The organism is Streptomyces krungchingensis (assembly GCF_054729265.1).
Window position 1 is genome coordinate 3534980 of sequence record NZ_JBPUKY010000001.1, and the last position, 23292, is coordinate 3558271.

The window sequence follows — 23292 nt, forward strand, 5'->3', positions numbered from 1 at the left end:
TCACGCGCCCTCGCGGGCCACGGTGCTCAGCGCGTCCAGCAGCCCCCGCAGCGCGGGCCGTTCGGGGGCGGACTCGCGCACGGCCGCGTAGATGGCCCTCATGGGCTCGGGGTCGCGGACCTTGCGCACGACGACGTCGGGATGGCGGCCCCCCAGGCCGAGCCGGGGGATCAGGCTCACCCCGAGTCCCGCCGCCACGAAGCCCTGTGCGGTGACGTAGTCCTCGCTCTGCACCACGAAGCCGGGCGTGAAGCCGGCCGCGGCGCAGGCGTCGAGCTGGGCGGCGAGGCAGGGCCCGGGCCATTCGCTGCCCACGAAGGGCTCCCCCGCGAGGTCGGCGAGTGCGGGCGTGCGCCGCCCCGCGAGCCGGTGCCCCCGCGGCAGGACGACGCGATACGGATCGTCCAGCAGGTGCACGAGCCGCACACCGTCCGGGACGGGGTCGCGCGGTCCCACGACGAGCGCCAGATCGGCCCGCCCCTCCTTCACGTCCGGCAACGGGTCCTCGGGGTCGGTGAGCTTCAACTCGACCTCGACACCCGGGTGTTCGGAGCGGAAGCGGGCGATGGCGGGCGCGACGAGCGCGGCCCCGGCGGTCGCGAAGTACCGTACGGCCAGCCGCCCCGTGCGCCCGGACAGCAGATCGGCCAGCGCGGTCTCGGCCTCGGCGACCTTACGCCCGATGACGTCGGCGTACTCGGTCAGCAGCAGCCCGGCCGGGGTGGGCCGCACGCCCCGCCCGACCCGCTCCAGGAGCTCGGTCCCCGCCTCCCGCTCCAGCGCGGCGATCTGCTGGCTGACGGCTGATGGCGTGTACCCGAGGTCCGCCGCGGCGCCCGTGACGGACCCGCATCCGACCACCGCCCGCAGGACCTGCATGCGCCGCACATCAAGCATGCAGTCCAGCTTAACAGTCCATGCAGGACTCTTCACTTGTCCTCAATCCATTCCTCCTGGACCGTGGACCCATGCAGCGCTCCCTGACGTCCTCCCTGCGCATGGGCGCCCTGGCCCTCCTCTGGGGCTCGGGCTTCCTCTGGATCAAACTGGCCCTGAACCACGGCCTGTCCCCCGCCGCCATCACCCTCACGCGCTGCGCCCTGGGCACGGCGGTCCTCGCCCTCCTCGCCCGCTCGGCAGGTCAGCGGCTCCCCCGCTCGCGCTCCCTGTGGGGACATCTGGTCGTCGCCGCCCTCTTCTGCAACGCGATCCCCTTCGCGCTCTTCGCCCTCGGCGAGCAGACCGTCGACTCGGGCGTCGCCGGTGTCCTCAACGCGACGACGCCCCTGTGGTCCCTGCTCATCGGAGTCCTGCTGGGCACCGACCGAGACCTGCGGCCGCCGCGCCTGACCGGACTTCTGCTCGGCTTCGCGGGCGTCCTGGTGATCTTCGCCCCCTGGCAGCACTCGCACCTCGTGGGCTGGGGCCCCCTCGCGCTGCTGGGCGCGGCCGCCAGTTACGCGATCGCCTTCGCCTACATGGCCCGCCATCTGACGGGACACGGCGCCCCGCTCGCCGTGTCGGCGGCCCAACTGCTCACCGCCACCGGCTGGAGCACCCTGGCCCTGCCCGCCGCGGGCCCGCTCCACGACGTCGACGTGACGGCCCTGCCGGCGGTCGCCGTGCTCGGCGTCTTCGCCACCGGCATCACCTTCTACCTCAACTACCGCATGATCGCCGACGAGGGCCCCACCAGCGCGGCGACCGTGGGCTATCTGCTGCCGGTCGTCTCGGTGGCGCTGGGCGCGCTGGTCCTGGACGAACGCATCGGCGCGCGGGTCGTGGCGGGGATGGTGACGGTGCTCGCCGGCGTGGCGCTGTCACGTCGGGCGCGGACGGGGAGGGCCGGGGGTGAGGCCCGGACCGGGGCCGGGGCCCGGACCGGGGCCCGGACCGGAACCGGGGCCGAGGCCGGGACCGAGGCCGCGAGCGGATCCGAGCCCGGGGCCGGAGCCGAGGCCGAGGCCACGAGAGGGACCGGAGCCGGGGCCGAGGCCGCGAAGCCTCGTGTCGCGGGCGCCGGCACGGGCGGCGGCGGCCGTCCCGACGCAGCCGTCGCGGACGCAGCCGTCGCGAACGCCGACGCCGCAGGCTCCGACGCCGTCGTGGCCGCCACCACCGGTCCGGGGAAGGCTCACGCCCCGTAGAACAGTTCCTCCACGAGGGCCCTCGCCCGCCTGGTGGTCCGCCGGTAGTCGTCGAGCATGTCCCCCACGTGGCCCGGCCCGTACCCCAGGTACCGTCCCACCGCGGCGAGTTCACGCGCGTCGGTCGGGAAGGTGTCGCCGGCCCGGCCGCGGACCAGCATCACGGCGTTGCGCACCCGGGTGGCCAGCACCCAGGCCTCGTCCAGCGTCGCCGCGTCCTCCGTGGAAATGAGCTCCGCCGCGCAGGCGGCGGCCAGCGCCTCCCGTGTCCGTGTCGTCCGCAGGCCCGGCTCCGCCCACCCGTTCTGCAACTGCATCAGCTGCACGGTCCACTCCACGTCGGACAGCCCGCCCCGTCCGAGCTTGGTGTGCAGCGTGGGATCGGCGCCCCGCGGCAGCCGCTCCGCCTCCATGCGCGCCTTCAGCCGGCGGATCTCGCGCACCGCGTCGTCGCCGAGCCCTTCCGCCGGGTACCGCAGCGGGTCGATCAGCTCGATGAACCGGCTGCCCAGGTCCTCGTCGCCCGCCACGTGTTCCGCGCGCAGCAGCGCCTGCGACTCCCACACCAGCGACCAGCGCCGGTAGTAGGCCTCGTACGACTTCAACGTCCTCACCAGCGGGCCCGACTTGCCCTCGGGCCGCAGGTCCGCGTCGATGAGCAGGGGCGGGTCGGCGCTCGGGATCTGGAGCAGCCGCCGCATCTCGGACACCACCTTGTTCGCGGCGCGGGCCGCCTCCTGATCGTCGACCCCCTCCCGGGGCTCGTGCACGAACAGCACGTCCGCGTCGGAGCCGTAGCCGAGTTCGTGGCCGCCGAACCGGCCCATCCCGATCACCGCGAACCGGGTGGGCAGGGTGTCCCCCCACCCGTCGCGCACCACGGCCCGCAGCGTGCCGGCGAGGGTCGCGGCCGTCAGGTCGGAGACCGCGCCGCCGACCAGGTCCACCAGGGCGCCCTGGTCGGCGACGGCGGGCATCTCCTCGGTGCCGTAGGAGGCGACGATGTCGGCCGCGGCGGTGCGGAACAGCTCGCGCCGCCGCACCCCGCGGGCGGCGGTGACCGCCTGCTCCCCGCCGTCGGCCCGGCCGACCGCGGCGAGTATCTCCTGCTCCAGGTGGGCCCGGGTCCGCGGTTCGAGCCCGCCGCCGTCCCCGTCGCCGAGCAGGGCCACCGCTTCCGGGGCGCGCATCAGCAGGTCGGGGGCGAGCCGGCCGGCGGACAGCACCCGCGCCAGGTTCTCCGCCGCGGCGCCCTCGTCCCTCAACAGCCGCAGGTACCAAGGGGTCTTGCCGAGGGCGTCGGACACCTTGCGGAAGTTGAGCAGTCCGGCGTCGGGGTCGGCGGAGTCGGCGAACCAGCCGAGCAGGACGGGCAGCAGGGTCCGCTGGATGGCGGCCTTGCGCGTGACGCCGGACGCCAGCGCCTCCAGGTGCCGCAGCGCGGCGGCCGGATCGGCGTACCCGAGCGCGACGAGCCGTTCGCGGGCCGCGTCGGGGCTCAGCCTGCTCTCGCCGGGGGCGAGTTGGGCGACGGCGTCGAGCAGCGGCCGGTAGAACAGCTTCTCGTGCAGCCGGCGGACGACGGCGGCATGCCGCTTCCACTCCCGGTTCAGCGCCACGACCGGGTCGGACCGCAGCCCCAACGACCGCCCGATGCGGCGCAGATCGGCCTCGTCCCGGGGCACCAGATGGGTGCGCCGCAGCCGGTAGAGCTGGATGCGGTGCTCCATGGAGCGCAGGAACCGGTAGGCGTCGTCGAGCTGCATGGCGTCGGCGCGCCCCACGTAACCGCCGGCGGCCAGGGCCTTGAGCGCGTCCAGCGTGGTGCCGCTGCGCAGCGACGTGTCGGCCCGCCCGTGCACCAACTGGAGCAGCTGCACGGCGAATTCGACGTCGCGCAGTCCGCCGGGGCCGAGCTTCAGCTCGCGCTCGATCTCGGCCGCGGGGATGTTCTCGACGACCCTGCGGCGCATCTTCTGCACGTCGGCGACGAAGTTGTCGCGCTCGGCCGCGTGCCACACCAGCGGGGCGAGTGTGGCCACGTACTGCTCGCCGAGGTCGAGGTCCCCGGCCACCGGCCTGGCCTTCAGCAGTGCCTGGAACTCCCAGGTCTTGGCCCACCGCTGGTAGTAGGCGAGATGGCTGCTCAGCGTGCGCACCAGCGGTCCGTTGCGCCCCTCGGGGCGCAGGTTGGCGTCCACCGGCCAGATGCTGCCCTCGACGGTCGTCTCGGAGCAGATCCGCATCATGTGCGAGGCGAGCCGCGTCGCGGCCTGGAGGGCCTTGCGTTCGTCGGCTCCGTCGGCGGCCTCCCCGACGAAGATCACGTCGACGTCCGACACGTAATTGAGCTCGTGGCCCCCGCACTTGCCCATCGCGACGACCGCGAGGCGGCACTGCGCCGCGTCGTCGGGGGCGGCCGTCTCGGCTATGGCGAGGGCGGCGCGCAGGGTCGCGGTGGCGAGGTCGGCGAGCTCGGCGGCGGACTGGGCGAGGTCGGTGGTGCCGCACACGTCGCGCGCGGCGATGGACAGCAGGCAGCGGCGGTAGGCGACGCGCAGCGAGACGGGCGTCGAGGCCTCGGCGAGCCCCCGCTCGAACTCCCGTACTCCGGGGTGCAGGTCCTGCGGCTCGTAGGTGACGAGGGCGTGCCAGTCCCGCGGGTGCCGGGCGAGGTGGTCGGCGAGGGCGGCCGAGGAGCCGAGCACGCCGAGCAGCCGGTCGCGCAGGGGCTTGGCCGCGATCAGGGTGTCGAGCAGTTCCCGCTGGGCGGTGTGCCCGTCCTGCGCCTCGACGAGCCGGACCAGTCCGAGGAGCGCGAGGTCGGGGTCGGCGGTGGCGCCGAGCGCCTCCAGGAGCACCGGGTCGGAGCGGACGGGTTCCAGCTCGGCGCCGTCCAGCAGGCGCTCGGCGGCGGAGGGATCGGTGAAACCGTGCCGCAGCAGCCGTGTGAAGGTACTGCTCCTGCGTCCCGGCGCCGTCATCCTCGGCCTCCTGTCCGATCAAGGTCGTACGAGCCAGAGCCTAACCCCGGTCACCAGGGTGGCGCCCCGCGCCGGACTCCGCTTCTGTAGGGGATGCCCGTGCGCCGTACGACAAAGGAGTCACGCCATGGACATGACCCTCGAAGTGATCCTGCTGCCGGTGTCCGACGTGGACCGGGCCAAGGAGTTCTACCGGGACAAGGTCGGGTTCCACGTCGACCTGGACGGCGAGGTGATGGAAGGGGTGCGGATCGTCCAGCTGACCCCGCCCGGCTCGGGGTGCTCCATCGCGCTGATGGACGGCCTCCAGGTCCCGACCGGGACCCCGCAGCCGGGGACCTACCACGGGATGCAGTTGTGCGTCGCCGACGCCAAGGCCGCGTACGACGAGCTCACGGCCCGCGGCCTCGACGTCAGTGAGCCGGTGGAGTTCGCCCCGCAGGACGGCGCCACGTTCATGTACTTCAAGGACCCGGACGGGAACGGCTGGGCGATCCAGGAGTACCGGCGGCGCGAGACGGAGCCGCTGCACCAGCTGCTGAGCGAGCTGGCCGCCCGGCGGCAGTAGTTCATCCGCTCTTCACCCCTCGGGTTGGGCCGCGTGGGGCGGGGGAATGTTGGCGTGTGCATGCTCTGTCCGCACCGCCCCCGCCTCTTTCCCCCCACCGGAGGTCTGAAGTGTCCGGCAGAAACGTGTACCGCCGCAGCCGTGCCCTCGTGGCGTCGGCCCTCGCCTTCACCGCCGCGGCGGTCGGGCTGTGGACCGGATTCGGCGGCTCGTCCACCGCGCACGCCGCGGCCGCGGTCCCGACCCCGGACCACGTCGTCGTCGTGGTCTTCGAGAACCACGCCTACAGCCAGGTGATCGGTTCGTCCAGCGCGCCCTACATCAACTCCCTCAAGACGGGAGGCGCGAACCTCTCCCAGTCCTACGCCGAGACCCACCCGAGCCAGCCCAACTACTTCGCCCTGTTCTCGGGCTCCACCCAGGGCATCACCGACGACAGCTGCTACACGCCCGGCTTCTCCTCGGCCCCCAACCTCGCCTCCGAGCTGATCGCGGCGGGCAGGACGTGGGGGAGCTACAACGAGACGCTGCCCAGCCAGGGCTCCACGACGTGCAGCAGCGGCAAGTACGCCCGCAAGCACAACCCGTGGTTCGGCTTCAGCAACGTACCGACGTCGAGCGCCAAGACGTTCGCGCAGTTCCCGGCGGACTACTCGACGCTCCCGCAGGTCTCCTTCGTCGTCCCCAACCTGTGCAGCGACATGCACGACTGCTCGGTGTCCTCGGGCGACACCTGGCTGAAGAACAACCTGGGCGCCTACGCGACCTGGGCCAAGACCCACAACAGTCTCCTCGTCGTCACCTTCGACGAGGACAACCGGCTCAGCGGCAACCGCATCCCGACCGTGCTCTACGGCCAGCAGGTGACCGCCGGCTCCTCGTCCTCCACGACGTTCAACCACTACGACCTGCTGCGCACGCTGGAGGACATGCACGGCCTCCCGCACGCGGGCAACGCCGCCTCGGCCAAGGACATCACCGGCATCTGGACGTCCTGAGATGTACGTGGCGGACAGCCGCGCCGGCACACCGAAGACCTCGGCGGCGGCGTCCGCGGAAGGCGCCGCCCGGCCCCGGGCCGGGCGGCGCCGTGCCGCGGTCGCACCCACGGTGCTGGCGCTCGGCACGGTCAGTCTGATCACCGACGTCTCCTCGGAGATGGTGACGGCCGTGCTGCCCCTCTACCTGGTGGCGGGCCTCGGCCTGTCCCCGCTGGGCTTCGGGCTCCTCGACGGGATCTACAACGGCTTCTCGGCGCTGGTGCGTCTGGTCGGCGGGCATCTGGCGGACCGGGGCGGCGGCCGGCACAAGTGGGTGGCGGGCGCCGGGTACGCGCTGTCGGCGGCCTGCAAGCCGCTGCTGCTGGTGGCGACGTCCCTGACGCCCATCGGACTGATTCTGGCCGCCGACCGCACCGGCAAGGGCCTGCGCACCGCCCCGCGCGACGCGCTGATCTCCCTGTCGAGCACTCCCGAGAACCGGGGGCGCGCCTTCGGCGTGCACCGCGCGATGGACACGGCGGGCGCGCTCTTCGGGCCCCTGGTCGCCTTCCTGATCCTGCGGACGACCGTGGACGGCTACGACGCCGTGTTCACGGTGAGCTTCTGCGTGGCCGCGGTCGGGGTGCTGGTTCTGGTGCTGTTCGTGCCCGGGGGTTCCGGCACGGAAGGTTCCGGCACGGGGGGCGGCTTCGGCGCGGGGGCAGGCGCCGACGCACGGGCCGGCTCCGGTGCAAGGACCGGCTCCGACGCAGAGGCCGGCTCCGGCGCAGGGGCCGGTTCCGAGACGAAGGCCCGCTCCGGCACAGGGACCGGCTCTGAGACAAACGCACGCTCCGGCACAGGGACCGGCTCCGAGACGAAGGCCCGTTCCGGCGCGAGGGCCGACGAGGCCGCCGCGAAAGTCGGCCCGGACGCCGCCGTGGAAACCGGCTTGGACCCCGCCGCGGCCGCCGACCGACGGAGGGCGGCCCCCCGCCCCGCGGCGGCCCCCCGCCCCACGCCCCGCGCCGCCCTCGCTCTCCTGCGCCGGCGCGACCTGCGCCGCATCACCGTCTGCGCCCTGCTGCTCGGGCTCGCGACCGTCAGCGATTCATTCGTGTACCTGCTGCTCCAGCGGCGGCTCGGCGTGCCGGACCGGTGGTTCGCGCTGCTGCCGCTGGGCACGGCGGCGGCGTTCCTGCTGCTGGCCGTCCCGCTCGGCCGGCTCGCGGACCGCACCGGCCGGTGGCGGGTGTTCCTGGCGGGCCACGGCGCCCTGCTCCTCGCGTACGGGCTCCTGCTGTCCTCCTGGCACGGTTCGGCCCTGCCGTACGCCGTCCTGGTGCTGCACGGCTCCTTCTACGCGGCGACCGACGGCGTGCTGATGGCGGCCGCCTCGGACAGCGTGCCGAGGGAGCTGCGTTCCTCGGGGCTCGCGCTGGTCCAGACGGGTCAGACGCTGGCCCGCTTCGCCTGCTCGCTCGGCTTCGGCGCGGCCTGGACGGCGTGGGGCGACCGCACGGCGCTGACCGCGTCGGCCGTGGCGCTGGCGTGCTGCGCCCTGTTCTCGTTCCGGCTCCGTCCCACCCCTCCCGAAGGGCTCGCATGACCCTCCGCACCCGCATCCTGGTCCTGGTCTCGGCGCTGATCGTCCTCGCGGGCGTCGCCACGGCGTCCGTCCTGCACGCGTCGGCCCGGGCGGACCGCAGGAACCAGGCCCGGCCCGGCGGCCCGCGGATCACCGCGGGCACGGTGGCGCTGACCGGCGACGGCGGCCGTATGGTCTTCCGGAACATGGCGTGGGGCCCGCACCGCGACGAACTGGCCACGGTCCGGGCGTCCGACCCGTCGGGCCCGCGGACCGCGTCCGGGGTCAAGTGCCTGCGCTTCTACGCGGCGGCGGGCACCGGGGTGTGCCTCCAGGCGGTGCACGGGCCCGTCCAGGACACCTACCGTGCCGTGATCCTCGACGCGCGGCTGAAGGAGCTGGCCCGCTACGACGTGCCCGGCATCCCGTCCCGCGCCCGGGTCTCCCCCAGCGGCCGCTACGCCGCCTGGACGGCCTTCGTGGGCGGCGACTCGTACGCGGGCACGAACTTCTCCACCCGCGCGGCCGTCGTCGACACGCGGACGGGGAAGCTGACCCCGTCCCTGGAGGCGTACCGGGTGGTGAAGGACGGCCGGACCTACCACGCGGCGGACGTGAACTTCTGGGGCATCACCTTCGCCGCCGACGACCGCACGTTCTACGCGACGCTGGCGACGGGCGGGAAGACGTACCTGGTCCGCGGGGACCTGCGCACCCGCACGGTCACCACGCTGCGCACGAACGTCGAATGCCCGTCCCTCTCCCCCGACGGCACCCGCGTCGCCTTCAAGAAGCGGGTCGCGGGCCTCTCGAAGGACGCCCCCTGGCACCTCTACGTCCTCGACCTGCGCACCCTGCGCGAAACCCCGCTCGCCGAGCCCCGCAGCGTCGACGACCAGGCCGTCTGGCGCGACGACCACACCCTCGTCTACGCCCTCCCCGGCGACTACGGCGCCGACCTCTACACGGTCCCTGCGGACGGCACGGGAGCACCACGACGCATCAGCACGGCGGCGGTGTCACCGGCGTACATCGGCTGACGCGCGGGCGCGAACCGGCCCGCCCCGGGAGGCGGGTGGGACCGCGCGGGTCAAACGGACCTCGCGCCGAGTGCGCGTCCCTTTCTCGACTCCGGCTCACAGGCCAGGATCATCGAACTGGTCGAGAAGAAAGTCGACCGGGGCGAGGCCCAAGGCGGCGGATGCGCCGTCGTGAAGAGGCTGCTCCGTCCAGATGACCTTGCCGTGAGTGGTGTACCGCGTCCCCCAGCGCGGGGCGAACTGCGCCACCAGGAACAGTCCCCGCCCGCCCTCGTCGGTGGTCGCCGCCCGCCGCATGCGCGGCGACGTGCCGCTTCCGTCCGACACCTCGCAGATCAGACAGCGTCCGTGGAGCAGCCGTACGCCGACCGGTGGCGAGCCGTACCGGATCGCGTTCGTGACCAACTCGCTGATGATCAGCTCCGTGGCGAATGCGGTCTCCTCCAGCCCCCACTCCAGCAACGCCTCCCGGCAGCGCGCCCGTACCGAGGGAACCATCGCCGGGTCCGGCGGCACGTCCCACATGGCCACATCCGAGCGCGGGAACCTGCGGGTACGTGCCGTCAACAGCGCGATGTCGTCGGAGGAGTGTGACGGCTTCAACGAGTCGATCACCGCTCGACACGTCTCCTCCGGTGTGCGGCCCCCGGACCCGCCCAACGCCCGGCGCAGTCGCTCCATCCCGACGTCGATGTCGTGGGTACGGTCCTCCACGAGGCCGTCGGTGTACAGCACCAGTTGCGAACCCTCCGGCAGGGACAGTTCCACGGTCTCGAAGGGGTAGCCGCCCAGGCCGAGCGGTGCCGAGGCCGGCACGTCAGGACAGGTGACCGTCCCGTCCGGGCGCACCACCACCGGCTCCGGATGCCCCGCACGGGCCATCGTGCAGGCCCCCGTCACCGGGTCGTAGACCGCGTAGAGGCAGGTCGCTCCGGTCACGCCCTCGCCTTCCTGGCCCTCCCTGGCATCGTCCGTGTTCTCCTCGTCGTCCATGCGGACGACCAGGTCGTCCAGGTTCCCGAGCACCTCGTCCACGGGCAGGTCCAGGGTGGAGAAGTTGTGCACCGCGGTGCGCAGCCGGCCCATCGTCGCCGCCGCGTGCAGCCCGTGACCGACGACATCACCCATGACCAGAGCGACGCGAGCGCCCGGAAGCGGGATGACGTCGAACCAGTCCCCGCCCACCCCGGCCTCCGCAGGCATGTACCGCCAGGCCACCTCCAGTGCGTCCTGCTCCGGCTGCCGCCGCGGCAGCAGGCTGCGCTGCAGCGTCACCGCCATCGCGCGCTCCCGGGTGAACCTCCGGGCGTTGTCGATGGCCACCGACGCCCGCGCGGCCAGTTCCTCCGCGAAGGTGAGGTCATCCGACTCGAACTCCGCGGAATCCACCGTCCGGTAGAAGTTCGCCACGCCCAGCGTGACGTTCCGCGCCCGCAGTGGCACGGCCACCAGTGAACGCAACCCGCGCTCCAGTGCCCTCATGGCACGCTCCGGATCTTGTTCCCGCCAGCCCTGTGCCTGCCGCAGGTCCGTCTCGAGCATCACGCGTCGCTCCTGCAGCGCCCGCATCTGCGGCGTTCGGCGCGAGAATGAGATCACCTTGCCCCGCGGATACACCGGAATCATCCGCCCGTCGCCGCCGATCGCCGCCCGGCGCAGATGCCGCCAGCCCTCCGCCGTGGGCTCCCACCCCCGCAGCACCGCTTCGAGCAGGTCCACCGTCACGAGGTCGGCGAACTGCGGCACCGCCACGTCGGCGAGTTCCTGGGCCGTACGCTCCACATCCAGCGTGGTCCCGATCCCCACCCCGGCCTCGTACAGCAGCTTCAGCCGCTCCCGCGCGACCTCGGCCCGCCCCGAGACCGCCGCCAGCTCCGTGGTGTCCCGCAGAGTCACCACGCTGCCCTCCGGGTACGTCGGCCGCTTGTTCACCGCCAGCAACCGGTCCCCCGCGAGACGGACCTCATCGGTGACCGCCTCCGGTGACGACAGCAGACACGTGATCGGCTCCGGCAGTCCCAGCTCCCGCACCGGGCGCCCCCGCAAGTCCGCCGGCAGTCCGAGCAGCCGTGTCGCCTCGTCGTTGGCCATCAGCACTCGTCCGTCGGCGTCGGTGATCAACAATCCTTCCCGCACCGCGTGCAGGACCGCGTCGTGGTGCCTGTACAGCTCCGCCAGCTCCGCCGGGGCCATGCCGTGCGTCTGCCGCCGCAGTCGCCGGGAGACCAACGTCGTTCCCGTCACGGCCACCACCAGCGCGGCCACGCCGCTGCCCAGGATGATCGGCAGCTCCGGCATCCACAGCGCCGCCACGTTCCTGACCGTGATTCCGGCGGAGACCAGGCCGACCACCTTGCCGTGCGAGTCGGTCACCGGGACCACTGCCTGCACGTCCGTCCCCTTGCCTGCGGGCAGCGGCGGCCCGCCGGCCTGCTCGACGACGGTACGGCCACTCAGCGCCGGTTCGATGGTGCCGACGAACTCCTTCCCGATCTCCCGCGGGTAGGGATACGTGTAACGAATCCCGTCCGTGTTCATGGCGATGACGAAGTCCACGCCCGCACGCTTCCGCGCCTCCTCGGCCCGAGGCTGGAGCACCGCCGTCGGATCCGGACTCTGCAGCGCCTCGGCCACGCCAGGAGCACTCGCGAACGACTGCGCCGCGACGATCGACTCCCTGCGCCCCTGCTGCAAGGCGTCATTTGCCGCCTGGAGCACGATGACCCCCACGGCGGCCACGACCAGCAGGACCACGATCACGACCTGGAGAAGGAACACCTGACCGGCCGCACTGCGCAGGTCCAGCAGGGAGGCGCGACGTGCGCGCGAGCCCCCGACGGGCGGATCACGTTCCGGACCCCGTGGGCGCCCGGAAAACACTTCCATACACCCTTGATAACACCGCTGCGACGAAGCCGAGCACACACAATCGGTGCGTCCGCCTGCTGCGGGAAGTGGCCGCGTCGTGCCGTGGAGCGCAGAGCGCGTCTTCGCCGTAGGGGCGGCTGCTTCGCAGCCGAGAACAACGGTCACTCCACGTCTGCCCCACCCGAAGGTGACCCTGGAAGGCCGTCGAACCGATCGGCGAGGATCATCGCCACATCGTCCGCCAGATCACCGCCGGTGTGGAGGGTCAGCCCCTGGTGCAGTTGCTCCAGGAATTCCAGTGGGCCGGGACCGACGCCTATCCCCTCCATGGCCTCCGGCAGAGCGAAGAATTCGCCGCCGCGATTGCGGGCCTCGACCACACCGTCGGTGTACAACAACAGGCGGTCGCCGGGGACGAACGCATAGCTCTCAGACTTCTCGGGGAGGTCGGTGATGAGGTCTTCGAGCCCGAGAGGCGGCGACGCCGAGCTCGGCGTCAGTGGTGCAGCCTTGCCCTGGTGCAGCAGCAGCGGTGGTGGATGTCCACGGTTCACCAGCTGCACCAGGGGTTGGTCCGGCACCTGCGCGATGAGCGCCGTGGTGAACCCTTCCAGCAGAACCTCCTGGCCGTACGCACCCGGCACGGAGACTTCCCGCCGCAGCGCAGCCGCGCAGCGGTTCATGACCTCCACCAGGTCCTCCTCATAGTGCACGGCCTCCCGGAACGCGCCCAGCGCCACCGCGACGGCTCGCACCGCGGACAGACCCTTTCCCCGGACGTCCCCGACGATCATCCGGACGCCGTACCTCGTCTGCACGGCCTCGTACAGATCACCGCCCACCCGCGCCCCGGTCCCGGCCGCAAGGCACAGGCTGCCGGCCCGCAGTGGGCCCAGGCACGCGGGCACGGGCCGCAGCACGACCTCTTGGGCGGCCACGGCGATACTGCGGACCTGGTCGAGCTCTCTCTGCCTGCGCTCCTGCATGGCGCGGCTGGTGATGAAGCCGGCCACGGAGACCAAGGCCAAGGCCAGGAAGTTGCTGTAGACCTGCAGCGTCCCCCACGCCCCGTTATAGGTCGCGGTGGTCACGCTGATCGCCAGCGCGAGGGCCGCCGCCGCGGTGGTGCCCTTGGGCCCCAGGGTCACTGCCGCCAGCGCCGGGACCGCGGTGAGAAAGGGGCCGGTATAGATGAAGTGCGCAGGTGTGAGCTCGATGACCAGCACGGCCAGTGCGATCAGATAGGGCAGACACTGCATCAGCATGAAAAGGAGCCGGTGATGACCGCCTGCTCTTGGCACCGGGGGTGAGCGCAAGAGCGACTTCATGCACCAAGCCTGCCTCGCCGGCACCTACGGCTCAACGCTTCCAGGCGGCGCGAGAGCACGGGATGCACGCGCTGAGGCACTTCTACGCGTCGGTGCTCCTGGACGCCCGCGAGAACGTCACAGCGCTGAGCACCTGTCTGGGGCACACGGACAGGGCTTCACGCTCCGGGGCTGCACGCACCTGCTCCCGAGCAGCGGGAGCCGCGCCCGAAAAGCCGCGGACAGCATGTACGAGGGCGGCGTGTCCGGGGCAGACGGCCCACAGACGGCCCAGGCGCAGTGAAGACAGCAGCGGGGCCTGCGGTCATCGACCGCAGGCCCCGCGTACGGCGTCTCGAAAAGTGCCGCTGACCTGGCCTTACAGCACCGGCAGGTTCTTCCGCAGCTCGAACGCGGTCACCTCGGACCGGTACTCCTCCCACTCCGACTTCTTGTTCCGCAGGAAGAAGTCGAAGACGTGTTCGCCGAGGGTCTCGGCGACGAGTTCGCTGCGCTGCATGAGGGTGAGGGCCTCGCCGAGGTTCTGCGGGAGGGGCTCGATGCCCATGGCGCGGCGTTCGGCGTCGGAGAGGGCCCAGACGTCGTCGTCGGCGCCCGGCGGCAGTTCGTAGCCCTCTTCGATGCCCTTGAGGCCGGCCGCGAGGAGGAGGGCGTAGGCCAGGTAGGGGTTGGCGCCGGAGTCGAGGGAGCGGACCTCGACGCGGGCCGAGCCGGTCTTGCCGGGCTTGTACATGGGGACGCGGACCAGTGCGGACCGGTTGTTGTGGCCCCAGCAGATGTACGAGGGCGCCTCGCCGCCGGCGCCGGCGGTGCGCTCGGAGCCGCCCCAGATGCGCTTGTAGGAGTTGACCCACTGGTTGGTGACGGCGGAGATCTCCGCGGCGTGCCGGAGCAGGCCCGCGATGAAGGAGCGGCCGACCTTGGAGAGCTGGTACTCCGAGCCGGACTCGTAGAAGGCGTTGCGGTCGCCCTCGAAGAGGGAGAGGTGGGTGTGCATTCCGCTGCCCGGGTACTCCGAGAACGGCTTCGGCATGAAGGTGGCCTGCACGCCCTGCTCCAGCGCGACCTGCTTCATGATCAGCCGGAAGGTCATGATGTTGTCGGCCGTGGAGAGCGCGTCGGCGTAGCGCAGGTCGATCTCCTGCTGGCCCGGGGCGCCCTCGTGGTGGCTGAACTCGACCGAGATGCCCATCGACTCCAGCATCGTGATGGCCTGGCGACGGAAGTCCTGGCCGACGTTCTGCGGGGTGTGGTCGAAGTAGCCGGAGTTGTCGGCGGGGGTGGGCCGCGAGCCGTCCAGCGGGCGGTCCTTCAGCAGGAAGAACTCGATCTCCGGGTGGGTGTAGAAGGTGAAGCCCAGGTCGGAGGTCTTGGCCAGGGCGCGCTTGAGCACGTAGCGCGGGTCGGCGAAGGACGGGGAGCCGTCCGGCATGAGGATGTCGCAGAACATGCGGGCGGTGCCGGGGGCCTCCGCGCGCCAGGGCAGGACCTGGAAGGTGGAGGGGTCCGGCTTGGCGATCATGTCGGACTCGTAGACGCGGGCGAAGCCCTCGATCGCGGAGCCGTCGAAGCCGATGCCCTCGTCGAAGGCCTGTTCCAGCTCGGCCGGGGCCACGGCCACCGACTTGAGGAAGCCGAGCACGTCCGTGAACCACAGACGTACGAACCGGATGTCCCGCTCCTCCAGGGTCCGGAGCACGAACTCCTGCTGCTTGTCCATCTTCCGCTTCCACCCATCCTTGCTGGTCAGGCCGCCTGCTCCCACGTCCCGGGGACGATCGGGGCACCTGAGCATCCCACCACAACACCATTTCGTGCGCGTTGCGGACCATGATCGCCGGAGCGACCCCGGTCTGAACGCCTCGCGTACGGCAGGTGTCCTGCTCTGGGCCCATCTTGCCTGTTCGGGCGCGTCTCTGAAATGGCCGACCCCCGCCTCCTCCCGCTCGGCTTTTAATTTGCATCTCAGATGCAAGTTTTACTACCGTGCGGGGCAGACAAGGGGGGCCGCGGCCCACCCTCCCGCCTCTCCCCCGAGGAGCCCTGATGCTGTCCGAACAGTCCACCGCCACCGTGCGCGCCACCCTCCCCGCCGTCGGAGCCGCCATCGGAGAGATCACCGAGCGCTTCTACGCCGGACTGTTCGCCGCCCACCCCGACCTGCTGCGCAACCTCTTCAACCGCGGCAACCAGGCCGCCGGCACCCAGCGCCAGGCCCTGGCCGGCTCCATCGCCGCGTTCGCCACCCACCTGGTGGAGCACCCGGACGAGCGCCCGGACGCGATGCTCCAGCGCATCGCGCACAAGCACGCCTCCCTGGGCGTCGCGCCCGATCAGTACGCGGTCGTCCACGAGCACCTGTTCGCGGCCATCGCCGGCGTGCTCGGCGACGCGGTGACCCCCGAGGTCGCGGCGGCCTGGGACGAGGTCTACTGGCTGATGGCGAACGCCCTCGTCGCCATCGAGCGGCGCCTGTACGACGAGCGGGACGGCGGCGGCTGGCGCGAGTGGGAGGTCGTCGACCGGGTCGAGGAGACCGCGGACGTCGCGACCTTCCGGCTGCGCCCGGCCGACGGCGGGCCGGTGCCGGGCTTCCGCCCGGGGCAGTACGTCTCGGTGCGCGTCGAACTGCCGGACGGCGCCCGTCAGATACGTCAGTACAGCCTGTCCAGCGCCCCGGGCTCACCCGTGCGGCAGATCGGCGTGAAGCGCGTGCACGGGAGCGACGCGCCCGACGGCGAGGTCTCGAACCACCTCCACGCGCGCGTGCACGAAGGCAGCAGGCTGTGGCTCTCCGCCCCGTACGGCGATCTGGTGCTGGAGGCCGACGACGCGCCGCTCCTGCTCGCCTCGGCCGGAATCGGCGTGACTCCGATGATCGCGATGCTGGAGCAGCTCGCGGACACCGGGCACAGCGCTCCGGTCACCGTGGTCCACGCGGACCGCTCACCGGCCGAGCACGCCCTGCGCGCCGACCACGAGGCGTACGCGGGCAAGCTGCCGGACGCGGCCGCCCACTTCTGGTACGAGCGCCCGGAGCCGGGGCACCCCGCCGACCGCACGGGCTTCGTCGACCTCTCCGGGGTGGCGGTCCTGCCGGGCACCCGGGCGTACCTGTGCGGTCCGCTGCCCTTCATGCGCACGGTGCGGGAGCAGCTCCTCGCGAAGGGCGTGGCGGCCGCCGACATCCACTACGAGGTGTTCGGGCCCGACCTGTGGCTCGCCAAGGGCTGAGCCGCCGGTCGGCAAAGAGGAGACCCGGCCGGCGCCGGAAGGTGCCGGCCGTCGCCCCGGAGCCCGGTCAGCGCCGGGAGATGCCGAGCAGCACGGGCCCGGTCGGCGCGGCGACCATGTCCGCGACGGTCAGCGGGTCCAGCGAGGCGAAGAACGCCTCCTGGGCCCGCTTGAGGGCGCCCCGCAGGCGGCAGGCGGAATTCAGCGGGCAGGGCACGGCCCCCTCGCACTCGACGACGTCCCCGTCCCCCTCGAAGGCGCGGACGACGGCGCCCACCGACGCCGAGAGCCCCGCCTCGGTGAGCGCGAGGCCCCCGCCCCGGCCGCGGCGGGCCGCGAGCAGCCCCAGGTGTTGGAGCTCGGCGACGACCTTCGCGGCATGCGTGTACGGCACGTCCATGTCCTCGGCGACCTCGCGGGTCGTGGGCGTGGCCCCTTCCGCGACGGCAAGCCGCATCAGGACGCGCAGAGCAAGGTCGGTGGATCGCAGCAGCCGCATACCGCGAGCGTAAATAATGCGCATCCGAGGTTCAAATTATCGGGACGAAAGCCGCCCGTCCACCGGCCCGAAGGCCACCTGTTCGGTCATTCCTGTGGCCCGCTCTGCATACGCGACCGCCTCCCCGACTACGATCAGCGGACCGACCGTCCCATTCCCCCATAAGGACTCGCCATGGGTTCCGCCAAGAACACCAGCAACGCCTCGCGCAAGGCGCGCATAGAGGAGCTGCGCCGTGCCGAGCGCGCCCGTGAGCGGCGCAACCGGATCCTCACGATCACCGCGAGCGTGGTCGTCGTCGCCGGCCTCGTCGTCGGCGGCGTCGTCCTCGTGAAATCGCAGTCCGACAAGAACGACACGGCGAGCGACTCGAAGACGGCGGGCCACTTCGTCACGGGCAAGGACGGTGTGAAGACCTGGCAGGGCACGCTGGCCCGCAACCACGTCTCCCAGACCGTGAAGTACCCGATGGAGCCGCCGGTCGGCGGTGACCACAACCAGGTCTGGATGAACTGCAACGGCGACGTCTACACCAAGGCGATCAACAACATGAACGCCGTGCACTCGCTGGAGCACGGCGCCGTCTGGGTGACGTACAACAGCAAGGCGTCGGACGCGGACGTGAAGGCCCTCGCGGCGAAGGTCAAGAAGACCCCGTACACGCTGATGAGCCCCGTCGACGACCAGAAGGACCCGATCATGCTCAGCGCCTGGGGCAAGCAGCGCACGGTGACGGGCGCGAGCGACCCGAACGTCGACAAGTTCTTCTCGGAGTTCGTGCAGGGCAAGCAGACGCCCGAGCCGGGCGCCGCCTGCACCAACGGTCTGTCCCAGTGAGGCAGGTCGGCTGGATCGCGGGAACCGCGGCGGCCTTGCTCGTCGCGGGCGGGGCGATCACCTACGCGGTGGCCCAGGACGACGGCTCGAACACCGGCGTGCCCGCCGCGGACTCCGCGGACGCGGGCTTCGCGCGCGACATGGCGGTCCACCACCAGCAGGCGGTGGAGATGTCGTACATCGTGCGTGACCGCACCAAGGACACCGAGGTGCGGCGTCTCGCGTACGACATCGCGCAGACGCAGGCCAATCAGCGCGGCATGCTGATCGGCTGGCTCGACCTGTGGGAGCTGCCGAAGGTGTCCGCGGACGCCCCCATGACCTGGATGGGCATGGGCGACATGGCCTCCGGCGACGACGGTGCGCTGATGCCCGGCATGGCCACCGACGCCGAGATGAAGAAGCTGGGCACGCTGAACGGCAAGCAGGCGGAGATCTTCTACCTCCAGCTGATGACCGACCACCACAAGGGCGGCATCCACATGGCCGAGGGCTGTGTCGCGAAGTGCAAGGTCGGCGTGGAGAAGAAGCTCGCGCAGGGCATGGTCGACGCCCAGCAGTCGGAGATCCGGCTGATGGCCGACATGCTCGAGGCGCGCGGCGCGAAGGCGCGCGACTAGGACGTGTGCGGGCCGGTCCCGGGGCGCTCCGAGCTCCGGGACCGGACCTGGTTCCAGCGGGCGTCCCCCTCGCACGGCCGCGGCCCGTGGTCGACCGCGACCTCCCTCACTGATCACTGACGCTCCGTCAATTGAGCAGCTCCACGCGGCCGCACCGGGACTCCGCGCGCCCGGCGGGTCCGCCGCGCCCGCAGCCCTGAACCGGGCGACCGGCCCCGCGCCTACACACGGCCGGGGCCTTTTCACAACAACTCGTCATGGATCCGAGGGAAAACCCTCGATTCTCCCCGGAAGCATGTCGCAAACCGCCCCGAACAGCCGCGAATCACGGCCACTTGGGGTTTCCTTGGCCTTTCCATTCCCCTGGCATGAACGGTTCATCGCCAGAGTGGCCCCCATCGTGTGATCCATTACCCGCCACCTCCTCAGGCGCGGGCAACCACGTGTTTCACCGAAAGACCACTACATGCGACGAACCGCATCGCAGGGGGTTCTATGAGATCCAACCGCGCCAAGACGCGCGCCGGGGTGAGCATGGCGGCGACACTGCCACTGCTCGCCGGCGCGCTGGCGCTCGGCATACCCGCGGCCCACGCCGCGGACGGCCCGAGCCGGGACACCCTCGCGGGCACCAAGCCCGCCTGGGCGACGGCGAAGGCGGACAAGGGGGCCACGTCAGACGGCTCCCAGGTCTCCGCCCGGGTCTACCTCGCCGGCCGGAACGCCTCCGGTCTGGCCGCGTACGCCAAGGCCGTGTCCGACCCGGACTCGGCCTCGTACGGCAAGTACCTGAGCGCCAAGCAGGCGCAGGCGCGCTTCGGCGCCACCAAGGCCCAGGTCACCGCGGTGACCTCGTGGCTGAAGTCGGCAGGCCTGAAGGTCACCGGCACCACGCGGCACTACGTCTCCGTGACCGGTGACGTGGCCGCCGCCGAGAAGGCCTTCGGCACCCAGCTGCACAACTACGCCAAGGGTGCCAAGACCTACCGGGCGCCGTCGAAGACGGCTTCCGCCCCGGCCGCCCTGAACGGCGCCGTCCTGACCGTCACCGGCCTGGACAACGCGCCGCACAAGGCGACGCACGCCGACCAGCTGCCGCCCCCGGACGCGGTGTTCAAGAACTCCGGGCCGTTCTCCTCGTACTACGGCTCGAACGTCGCGAGCACCCTGCCGGACGCCTACGGCAAGAAGATCCCGTACGCGGTCAAGGGCTACACGGGCAAGCAGCTGCGCGCCGCGTACGGTGCGGGCAAGCGCACCGGCAAGGGGGTGCGGGTCGCCATCACCGACGCGTACGCCTCGCCGACCATCGCCTTCGACGCGGCCACCTACGCCGGCAAGCACGGTGACGCGGCGTACAGCAGCGGCCAGTTGCGTCAGGTGCTGCCGAAGAAGTACACGAAGACCGAGGAGTGCGGAGCGGCCGGCTGGTACGGCGAGGAGACCCTCGACGTCGAGGCCGTGCACGCCGTCGCGCCGGACGCGAGCATCACGTACGTGGGTGCCGCCTCCTGCTACGACGACGATCTGCTCGACTCGCTGAACAAGATCGTCGACGGGCACCTGGCCGACATCGTCTCCAACTCGTGGGGCGACATCGAGGCCAACGAGACGCCGGACATCGCGGCCGCCTACGACCAGGTGTTCCAGTTCGGCGCCGTCCAGGGCATCGGCTTCTACTTCTCCTCCGGCGACAACGGCGACGAGGTCGCCAACACCGGTACGAAGCAGGTCGACACCCCGGCCAACTCGGCGTGGGTGACGGCTGTCGGCGGCACCTCGCTGGCGGTCGGCAAGGGCGACTCGTACCTGTGGGAGACCGGCTGGGGCACCCAGAAGGCCAGCCTGTCGGCCGACGGGAAGAGCTGGGACGCGTTCCCGGGCGCGTTCACCTCGGGTGCGGGCGGCGGCACGAGCAAGACCGTGGCGCAGCCGTACTACCAGAAGGGCGTCGTCCCGAACGCGCTCGCCACGGCGAACAACCCCGCGGGCAACCGAGTCGTCCCGGACATCGCGGCGATCGCCGACCCCAACACCGGTTTCAAGGTCGGCCAGACGCAGACCTTCCCGGACGGGACCGAGCAGTACAGCGAGTACCGCATCGGCGGCACCTCGCTCGCCGCTCCGGTGATCGCGGCCGTGCAGGCCCTGGCCCAGGAGGCGCGCGGCGGCAAGGCGATCGGCTTCGCCAACCCGTCGATCTACGCCAAGTACGGCTCGAAGGCGTACCACGACGTCACGGACACCCCCACGGGGTCCGGGCTCGCCGTGGCGCGTGTCGACTTCGCGAACGGCTTCGACGCGGCCGACGGTGTGCTCACCTCCGTCCGCAGCCTCGGCAAGGACAGCTCGCTGAAGGCCGTGAAGGGCTACGACGACGTCACCGGCGTGGGCTCGCCCGCCCCGGGCTACGTCGAGTCGTACAACCGTCACTGACGGACCGTCATCACGGGTGCGCCCGCTTCTCCCGTCTTTTCGGGAGGAGCGGGCGCACGCGTTCGTCCTGTCCGTCCGGGAGGTGCGGGACGGGGCGCTCGCCCGGGTGCCGGGTCCGCCCGGTGCCGCGCGGGGTCCTCGCCCCGCCGCGGGTCACGCGTGCTCGCGCCAGCCGTTGGTGATGGGCAGCCGGCGGTCCTTGCCGAAGCCCTTCGCGGAGATCTTGGTGCCCGGCGGGTACTGGCGCCGCTTGTACTCCGCCGTGTCGACCATGCGGAGCGTCTTCACCACGAGCTCCCGGTCGAAGCCGGCCGCCACGATGGTGTCGGCCCCCTCGTCGCGGTCCACGTACCGCTCCAGGATCGCGTCCAGGACGGGATAGTCGGGCAGCGAGTCCGTGTCGACCTGGCCCGGCCGCAGCTCGGCGCTCGGCGGCTTGGTGAGGGAGCTCTCCGGGATCGGCGGCGTCCGACCGCGCTCGGCGGCCGCCCGGTTGCGCCACTCGGCGAGCCGGAAGACGGACGTCTTGTACACGTCCTTGATGGGCCCGTACGCGCCGACGGAGTCGCCGTACAGGGTGGAGTAGCCCACGGCCAGCTCGGACTTGTTGCCGGGCGCCAGCACGATGTGCCCCTCCTGGTTGGAGACGGCCATGAGCATCGTGCCCCGCAGCCGCGACTGGAGGTTCTCCTCGGCCAGGCCCGTCAGCCCCAGCGACGACATGTAGGCGTCGAACATCGGCTCGATCGGCACGGTGCGGAAGTTCAGCCCCGTGCGTCGCGCCAGTTCGGCCGCGTCCCCCTTGGAGTGGTCCGAGGAGTACTTCGACGGCATCGACACGCCGTACACGTTCTGCGCGCCGACCGCGTCGCAGGCGATGGCGGCGACGAGCGCCGAGTCGATGCCTCCGGACAGGCCGACGAGCACGGAACGGAAGCCGTTCTTCGCCACGTAGGCGCGCAGGCCGACGACGAGCGCCGAGTACACCTCCTCGTCGTCGTCGAGCCGCTCGGCGTAGCCCCCGGTGAGCTCCACCTCGTAGGGCGGCAGCGGCTCCTCGGAGACGACCAGCCGCTCGATGCGCAGCCCGTCGTCGACGACGCCCGTCACGGGCTCGGCGGCCCCGGCCGGCAGGTCCAGGTCCAGGACGACGCATCCCTCCGCGAACTGCGGTGCCCGTGCGACGACTTCGCCGTCCCGGTCCACGACGATCGAGTCGCCGTCGAAGACGAGCTCGTCCTGTCCGCCGATCATGGCGAGGTAGGCGGTGGTGCAGCCCGCCTCCTGGGCCCGCTTGCGCACGAGCTCCAGACGCGTGTCGTCCTTGTCGCGCTCGTACGGGGAGGCGTTGACGGAGAGCAGCAGGCCGGCCCCGGCGGAGCGGGCGGCGGGGACGCGCCCGCCGTCCTGCCAGAGGTCCTCGCAGATGGCGAGGGCGACATCGATGCCGTGCACCCGTACGACCGGCATGGTGTCGCCGGGCACGAAGTACCGGAACTCGTCGAACACGCCGTAGTTCGGGAGGTGGTGCTTGGCGAAGGTCAGCGCCACCCGGCCGCCGTGCAGCACGGCGGCGGCGTTCTGCGGGGCGCCGGCCGGCTGGCCGTACTTCGGCTGCGCCGTCTCGGACCGGTCGAGATAGCCGACGATCACCGGCAGGTCGCCGAATCCCTCGTCGGCCAGGCGGGCGGCGAGCGAGTGCAGCGCCGCGCGGGAGGCCTCGACGAAGGACGACCGCAGGGCGAGGTCCTCCACGGGATACCCGGTCAGCACCATCTCGGGGAACGCCACCAGGTGCGCTCCCTGCTCGGCGGAGTGCCGGGTCCAACGGACGATCGCCTCGGCGTTGGCGGCGATGTCGCCGACCGTCGAGTCGATCTGATTCAGAGCGAGGCGTAGTTGAGGCACGGGGCCCAGTCTAATCGTCAGAGCGACGCAATGGGGTGTGTGCCGCCCCACTGCACCCGGCGGCCGGCGCTGTCCCCCCGGCCACCACCCGGACTCGGCCCCGGCCCGCACTCGGGGAGTCCGGCCCCGAACCCCCGCTGCGAAGAATCAGCCCCTACGGCGTTTGAGGAGCGGGGGCCGGGGCGGAGCCTCGGGGACGGGACGGGACGGGCAGGGGCGGAGGGCGCGAATCCCGGGGGTGGGACGGTCCGCCCC

The 23292-nt window shown here is 71.8% G+C and carries 16 protein-coding genes and 1 pseudogene; 10 read left to right on the plus strand and 7 right to left on the minus strand.

Going from position 1 to position 23292, the window contains the following annotated elements; all coding sequences use genetic code 11:
• Entirely contained in the window at positions 1-897 is an 897-nt protein-coding gene (locus ACSYGO_RS15735) for a LysR family transcriptional regulator (RefSeq protein WP_432173343.1), read from the minus strand.
• A 71-nt stretch (positions 898-968) separates the two neighbouring features.
• Between ACSYGO_RS15735 and ACSYGO_RS15740 the strand changes: the two genes are divergently transcribed.
• Positions 969-2147, plus strand: a complete 1179-nt coding sequence (locus ACSYGO_RS15740; RefSeq protein WP_460386889.1) for a DMT family transporter — start codon at positions 969-971, stop codon at positions 2145-2147.
• On the opposite strand, the gene ACSYGO_RS15745 is transcribed toward ACSYGO_RS15740, so the two are convergent.
• Complete coding sequence (locus ACSYGO_RS15745) at positions 2135-5131, minus strand: bifunctional [glutamine synthetase] adenylyltransferase/[glutamine synthetase]-adenylyl-L-tyrosine phosphorylase (RefSeq protein WP_432173345.1); 2997 nt, start codon at positions 5129-5131, stop codon at positions 2135-2137. The two genes, ACSYGO_RS15740 and ACSYGO_RS15745, sit on opposite strands and share 13 nt — an antisense overlap.
• A gap of 127 nt (positions 5132-5258) precedes the next feature.
• On the opposite strand from ACSYGO_RS15745, the gene ACSYGO_RS15750 reads away from it, so the two are divergent.
• The 4 genes from ACSYGO_RS15750 (at position 5259) to ACSYGO_RS15765 (ending at position 9307) form a co-directional block, all read left to right on the plus strand.
• A complete protein-coding gene (locus tag ACSYGO_RS15750; protein WP_460386890.1) occupies positions 5259-5699 on the plus strand; it encodes a VOC family protein in 441 nt (146 codons plus the stop codon).
• A 110-nt stretch (positions 5700-5809) separates the two neighbouring features.
• Positions 5810-6697, plus strand: coding sequence for an alkaline phosphatase family protein (locus tag ACSYGO_RS15755; RefSeq protein WP_426675753.1), 888 nt, complete (start codon positions 5810-5812; stop codon positions 6695-6697).
• Position 6698: 1 nt separating this feature from the next.
• On the plus strand, positions 6699-8288 hold the full coding sequence (locus ACSYGO_RS15760) for an MFS transporter (RefSeq protein ID WP_460386891.1): 1590 nt from the start codon (positions 6699-6701) through the stop codon (positions 8286-8288).
• A complete protein-coding gene (locus ACSYGO_RS15765; RefSeq protein WP_426675751.1) occupies positions 8285-9307 on the plus strand; it encodes a TolB family protein in 1023 nt (340 codons plus the stop codon). The genes ACSYGO_RS15760 and ACSYGO_RS15765 overlap by 4 nt, the downstream gene beginning before the upstream one ends.
• A 96-nt stretch (positions 9308-9403) precedes the next feature.
• Here the strand turns inward: ACSYGO_RS15765 and ACSYGO_RS15770 are convergent, their stop codons facing one another.
• On the minus strand, positions 9404-12193 hold the full coding sequence (locus ACSYGO_RS15770; RefSeq protein ID WP_460386892.1) for a SpoIIE family protein phosphatase: 2790 nt from the start codon (positions 12191-12193) through the stop codon (positions 9404-9406).
• Positions 12194-12336: 143 nt separating this feature from the next.
• On the minus strand, positions 12337-13503 hold the full coding sequence (locus tag ACSYGO_RS15775; protein ID WP_426675749.1) for a PP2C family protein-serine/threonine phosphatase: 1167 nt from the start codon (positions 13501-13503) through the stop codon (positions 12337-12339).
• Positions 13504-13535: 32 nt separating this feature from the next.
• Between ACSYGO_RS15775 and ACSYGO_RS15780 the strand changes: the two are divergent.
• Positions 13536-13786, plus strand: a pseudogene (locus ACSYGO_RS15780) (tyrosine-type recombinase/integrase); the annotation flags it as partial.
• 75 nt (positions 13787-13861) lie between these two features.
• Here ACSYGO_RS15780 and glnA read toward each other — a convergent pair.
• Positions 13862-15223 carry a type I glutamate--ammonia ligase gene (gene glnA / locus ACSYGO_RS15785; protein WP_028800782.1) on the minus strand — a complete coding sequence of 454 codons (1362 nt, stop codon included), beginning with the start codon at positions 15221-15223 and terminating at the stop codon, positions 13862-13864.
• A 326-nt stretch (positions 15224-15549) separates the two neighbouring features.
• On the opposite strand from glnA, the gene ACSYGO_RS15790 reads away from it, so the two are divergent.
• Positions 15550-16737, plus strand: a complete 1188-nt coding sequence (locus ACSYGO_RS15790) for a globin domain-containing protein (protein ID WP_432173350.1) — start codon at positions 15550-15552, stop codon at positions 16735-16737.
• A gap of 67 nt (positions 16738-16804) precedes the next feature.
• Here the strand turns inward: ACSYGO_RS15790 and ACSYGO_RS15795 are convergent, their stop codons facing one another.
• A complete protein-coding gene (locus ACSYGO_RS15795; RefSeq protein ID WP_426675747.1) occupies positions 16805-17236 on the minus strand; it encodes an RrF2 family transcriptional regulator in 432 nt (143 codons plus the stop codon).
• A gap of 174 nt (positions 17237-17410) precedes the next feature.
• On the opposite strand from ACSYGO_RS15795, the gene ACSYGO_RS15800 reads away from it, so the two are divergent.
• From ACSYGO_RS15800 to ACSYGO_RS15810, 3 genes are all read left to right on the plus strand, one after another.
• Complete coding sequence (locus tag ACSYGO_RS15800; protein ID WP_426675746.1) at positions 17411-18073, plus strand: DUF3105 domain-containing protein; 663 nt, start codon at positions 17411-17413, stop codon at positions 18071-18073.
• Positions 18070-18693: a DUF305 domain-containing protein gene (locus ACSYGO_RS15805; protein ID WP_426675745.1), complete on the plus strand. Its 624-nt coding sequence runs from the start codon at positions 18070-18072 to the stop codon at positions 18691-18693. The genes ACSYGO_RS15800 and ACSYGO_RS15805 overlap by 4 nt, the downstream gene beginning before the upstream one ends.
• Before the next feature lie 495 nt (positions 18694-19188).
• Positions 19189-21129 (plus strand): S53 family peptidase, encoded by a 1941-nt coding sequence (locus ACSYGO_RS15810; protein ID WP_432185814.1) that lies wholly within the window; start codon positions 19189-19191, stop codon positions 21127-21129.
• Positions 21130-21282: 153 nt separating this feature from the next.
• Here the strand turns inward: ACSYGO_RS15810 and ACSYGO_RS15815 are convergent, their stop codons facing one another.
• Positions 21283-23037, minus strand: coding sequence for an NAD+ synthase (locus ACSYGO_RS15815; RefSeq protein ID WP_432185813.1), 1755 nt, complete (start codon positions 23035-23037; stop codon positions 21283-21285).
• Positions 23038-23292 lie beyond the last annotated feature (255 nt).

What these genes read in the sequence shown, in the direction of transcription:
- ACSYGO_RS15765 (WP_426675751.1), top strand. Translation starts at nt 8,285, where the DNA reads ATGACCCTCCGCACCCGCATCCTGGTCCTGGTCTCGGCGCTGATCGTC.
- ACSYGO_RS15795 (WP_426675747.1), bottom strand. Translation starts at nt 17,236, where the DNA reads ATGCGGCTGCTGCGATCCACCGACCTTGCTCTGCGCGTCCTGATGCGG.
- ACSYGO_RS15745 (WP_432173345.1), bottom strand. Translation starts at nt 5,131, where the DNA reads ATGACGGCGCCGGGACGCAGGAGCAGTACCTTCACACGGCTGCTGCGG.
- glnA (WP_028800782.1), bottom strand. Translation starts at nt 15,223, where the DNA reads ATGGACAAGCAGCAGGAGTTCGTGCTCCGGACCCTGGAGGAGCGGGAC.
- ACSYGO_RS15750 (WP_460386890.1), top strand. Translation starts at nt 5,259, where the DNA reads ATGGACATGACCCTCGAAGTGATCCTGCTGCCGGTGTCCGACGTGGAC.
- ACSYGO_RS15735 (WP_432173343.1), bottom strand. Translation starts at nt 897, where the DNA reads ATGCTTGATGTGCGGCGCATGCAGGTCCTGCGGGCGGTGGTCGGATGC.
- ACSYGO_RS15760 (WP_460386891.1), top strand. Translation starts at nt 6,699, where the DNA reads ATGTACGTGGCGGACAGCCGCGCCGGCACACCGAAGACCTCGGCGGCG.
- ACSYGO_RS15775 (WP_426675749.1), bottom strand. Translation starts at nt 13,503, where the DNA reads ATGAAGTCGCTCTTGCGCTCACCCCCGGTGCCAAGAGCAGGCGGTCAT.
- ACSYGO_RS15770 (WP_460386892.1), bottom strand. Translation starts at nt 12,193, where the DNA reads ATGGAAGTGTTTTCCGGGCGCCCACGGGGTCCGGAACGTGATCCGCCC.
- ACSYGO_RS15810 (WP_432185814.1), top strand. Translation starts at nt 19,189, where the DNA reads ATGAGATCCAACCGCGCCAAGACGCGCGCCGGGGTGAGCATGGCGGCG.
- ACSYGO_RS15800 (WP_426675746.1), top strand. Translation starts at nt 17,411, where the DNA reads ATGGGTTCCGCCAAGAACACCAGCAACGCCTCGCGCAAGGCGCGCATA.
- ACSYGO_RS15740 (WP_460386889.1), top strand. Translation starts at nt 969, where the DNA reads ATGCAGCGCTCCCTGACGTCCTCCCTGCGCATGGGCGCCCTGGCCCTC.
- ACSYGO_RS15790 (WP_432173350.1), top strand. Translation starts at nt 15,550, where the DNA reads ATGCTGTCCGAACAGTCCACCGCCACCGTGCGCGCCACCCTCCCCGCC.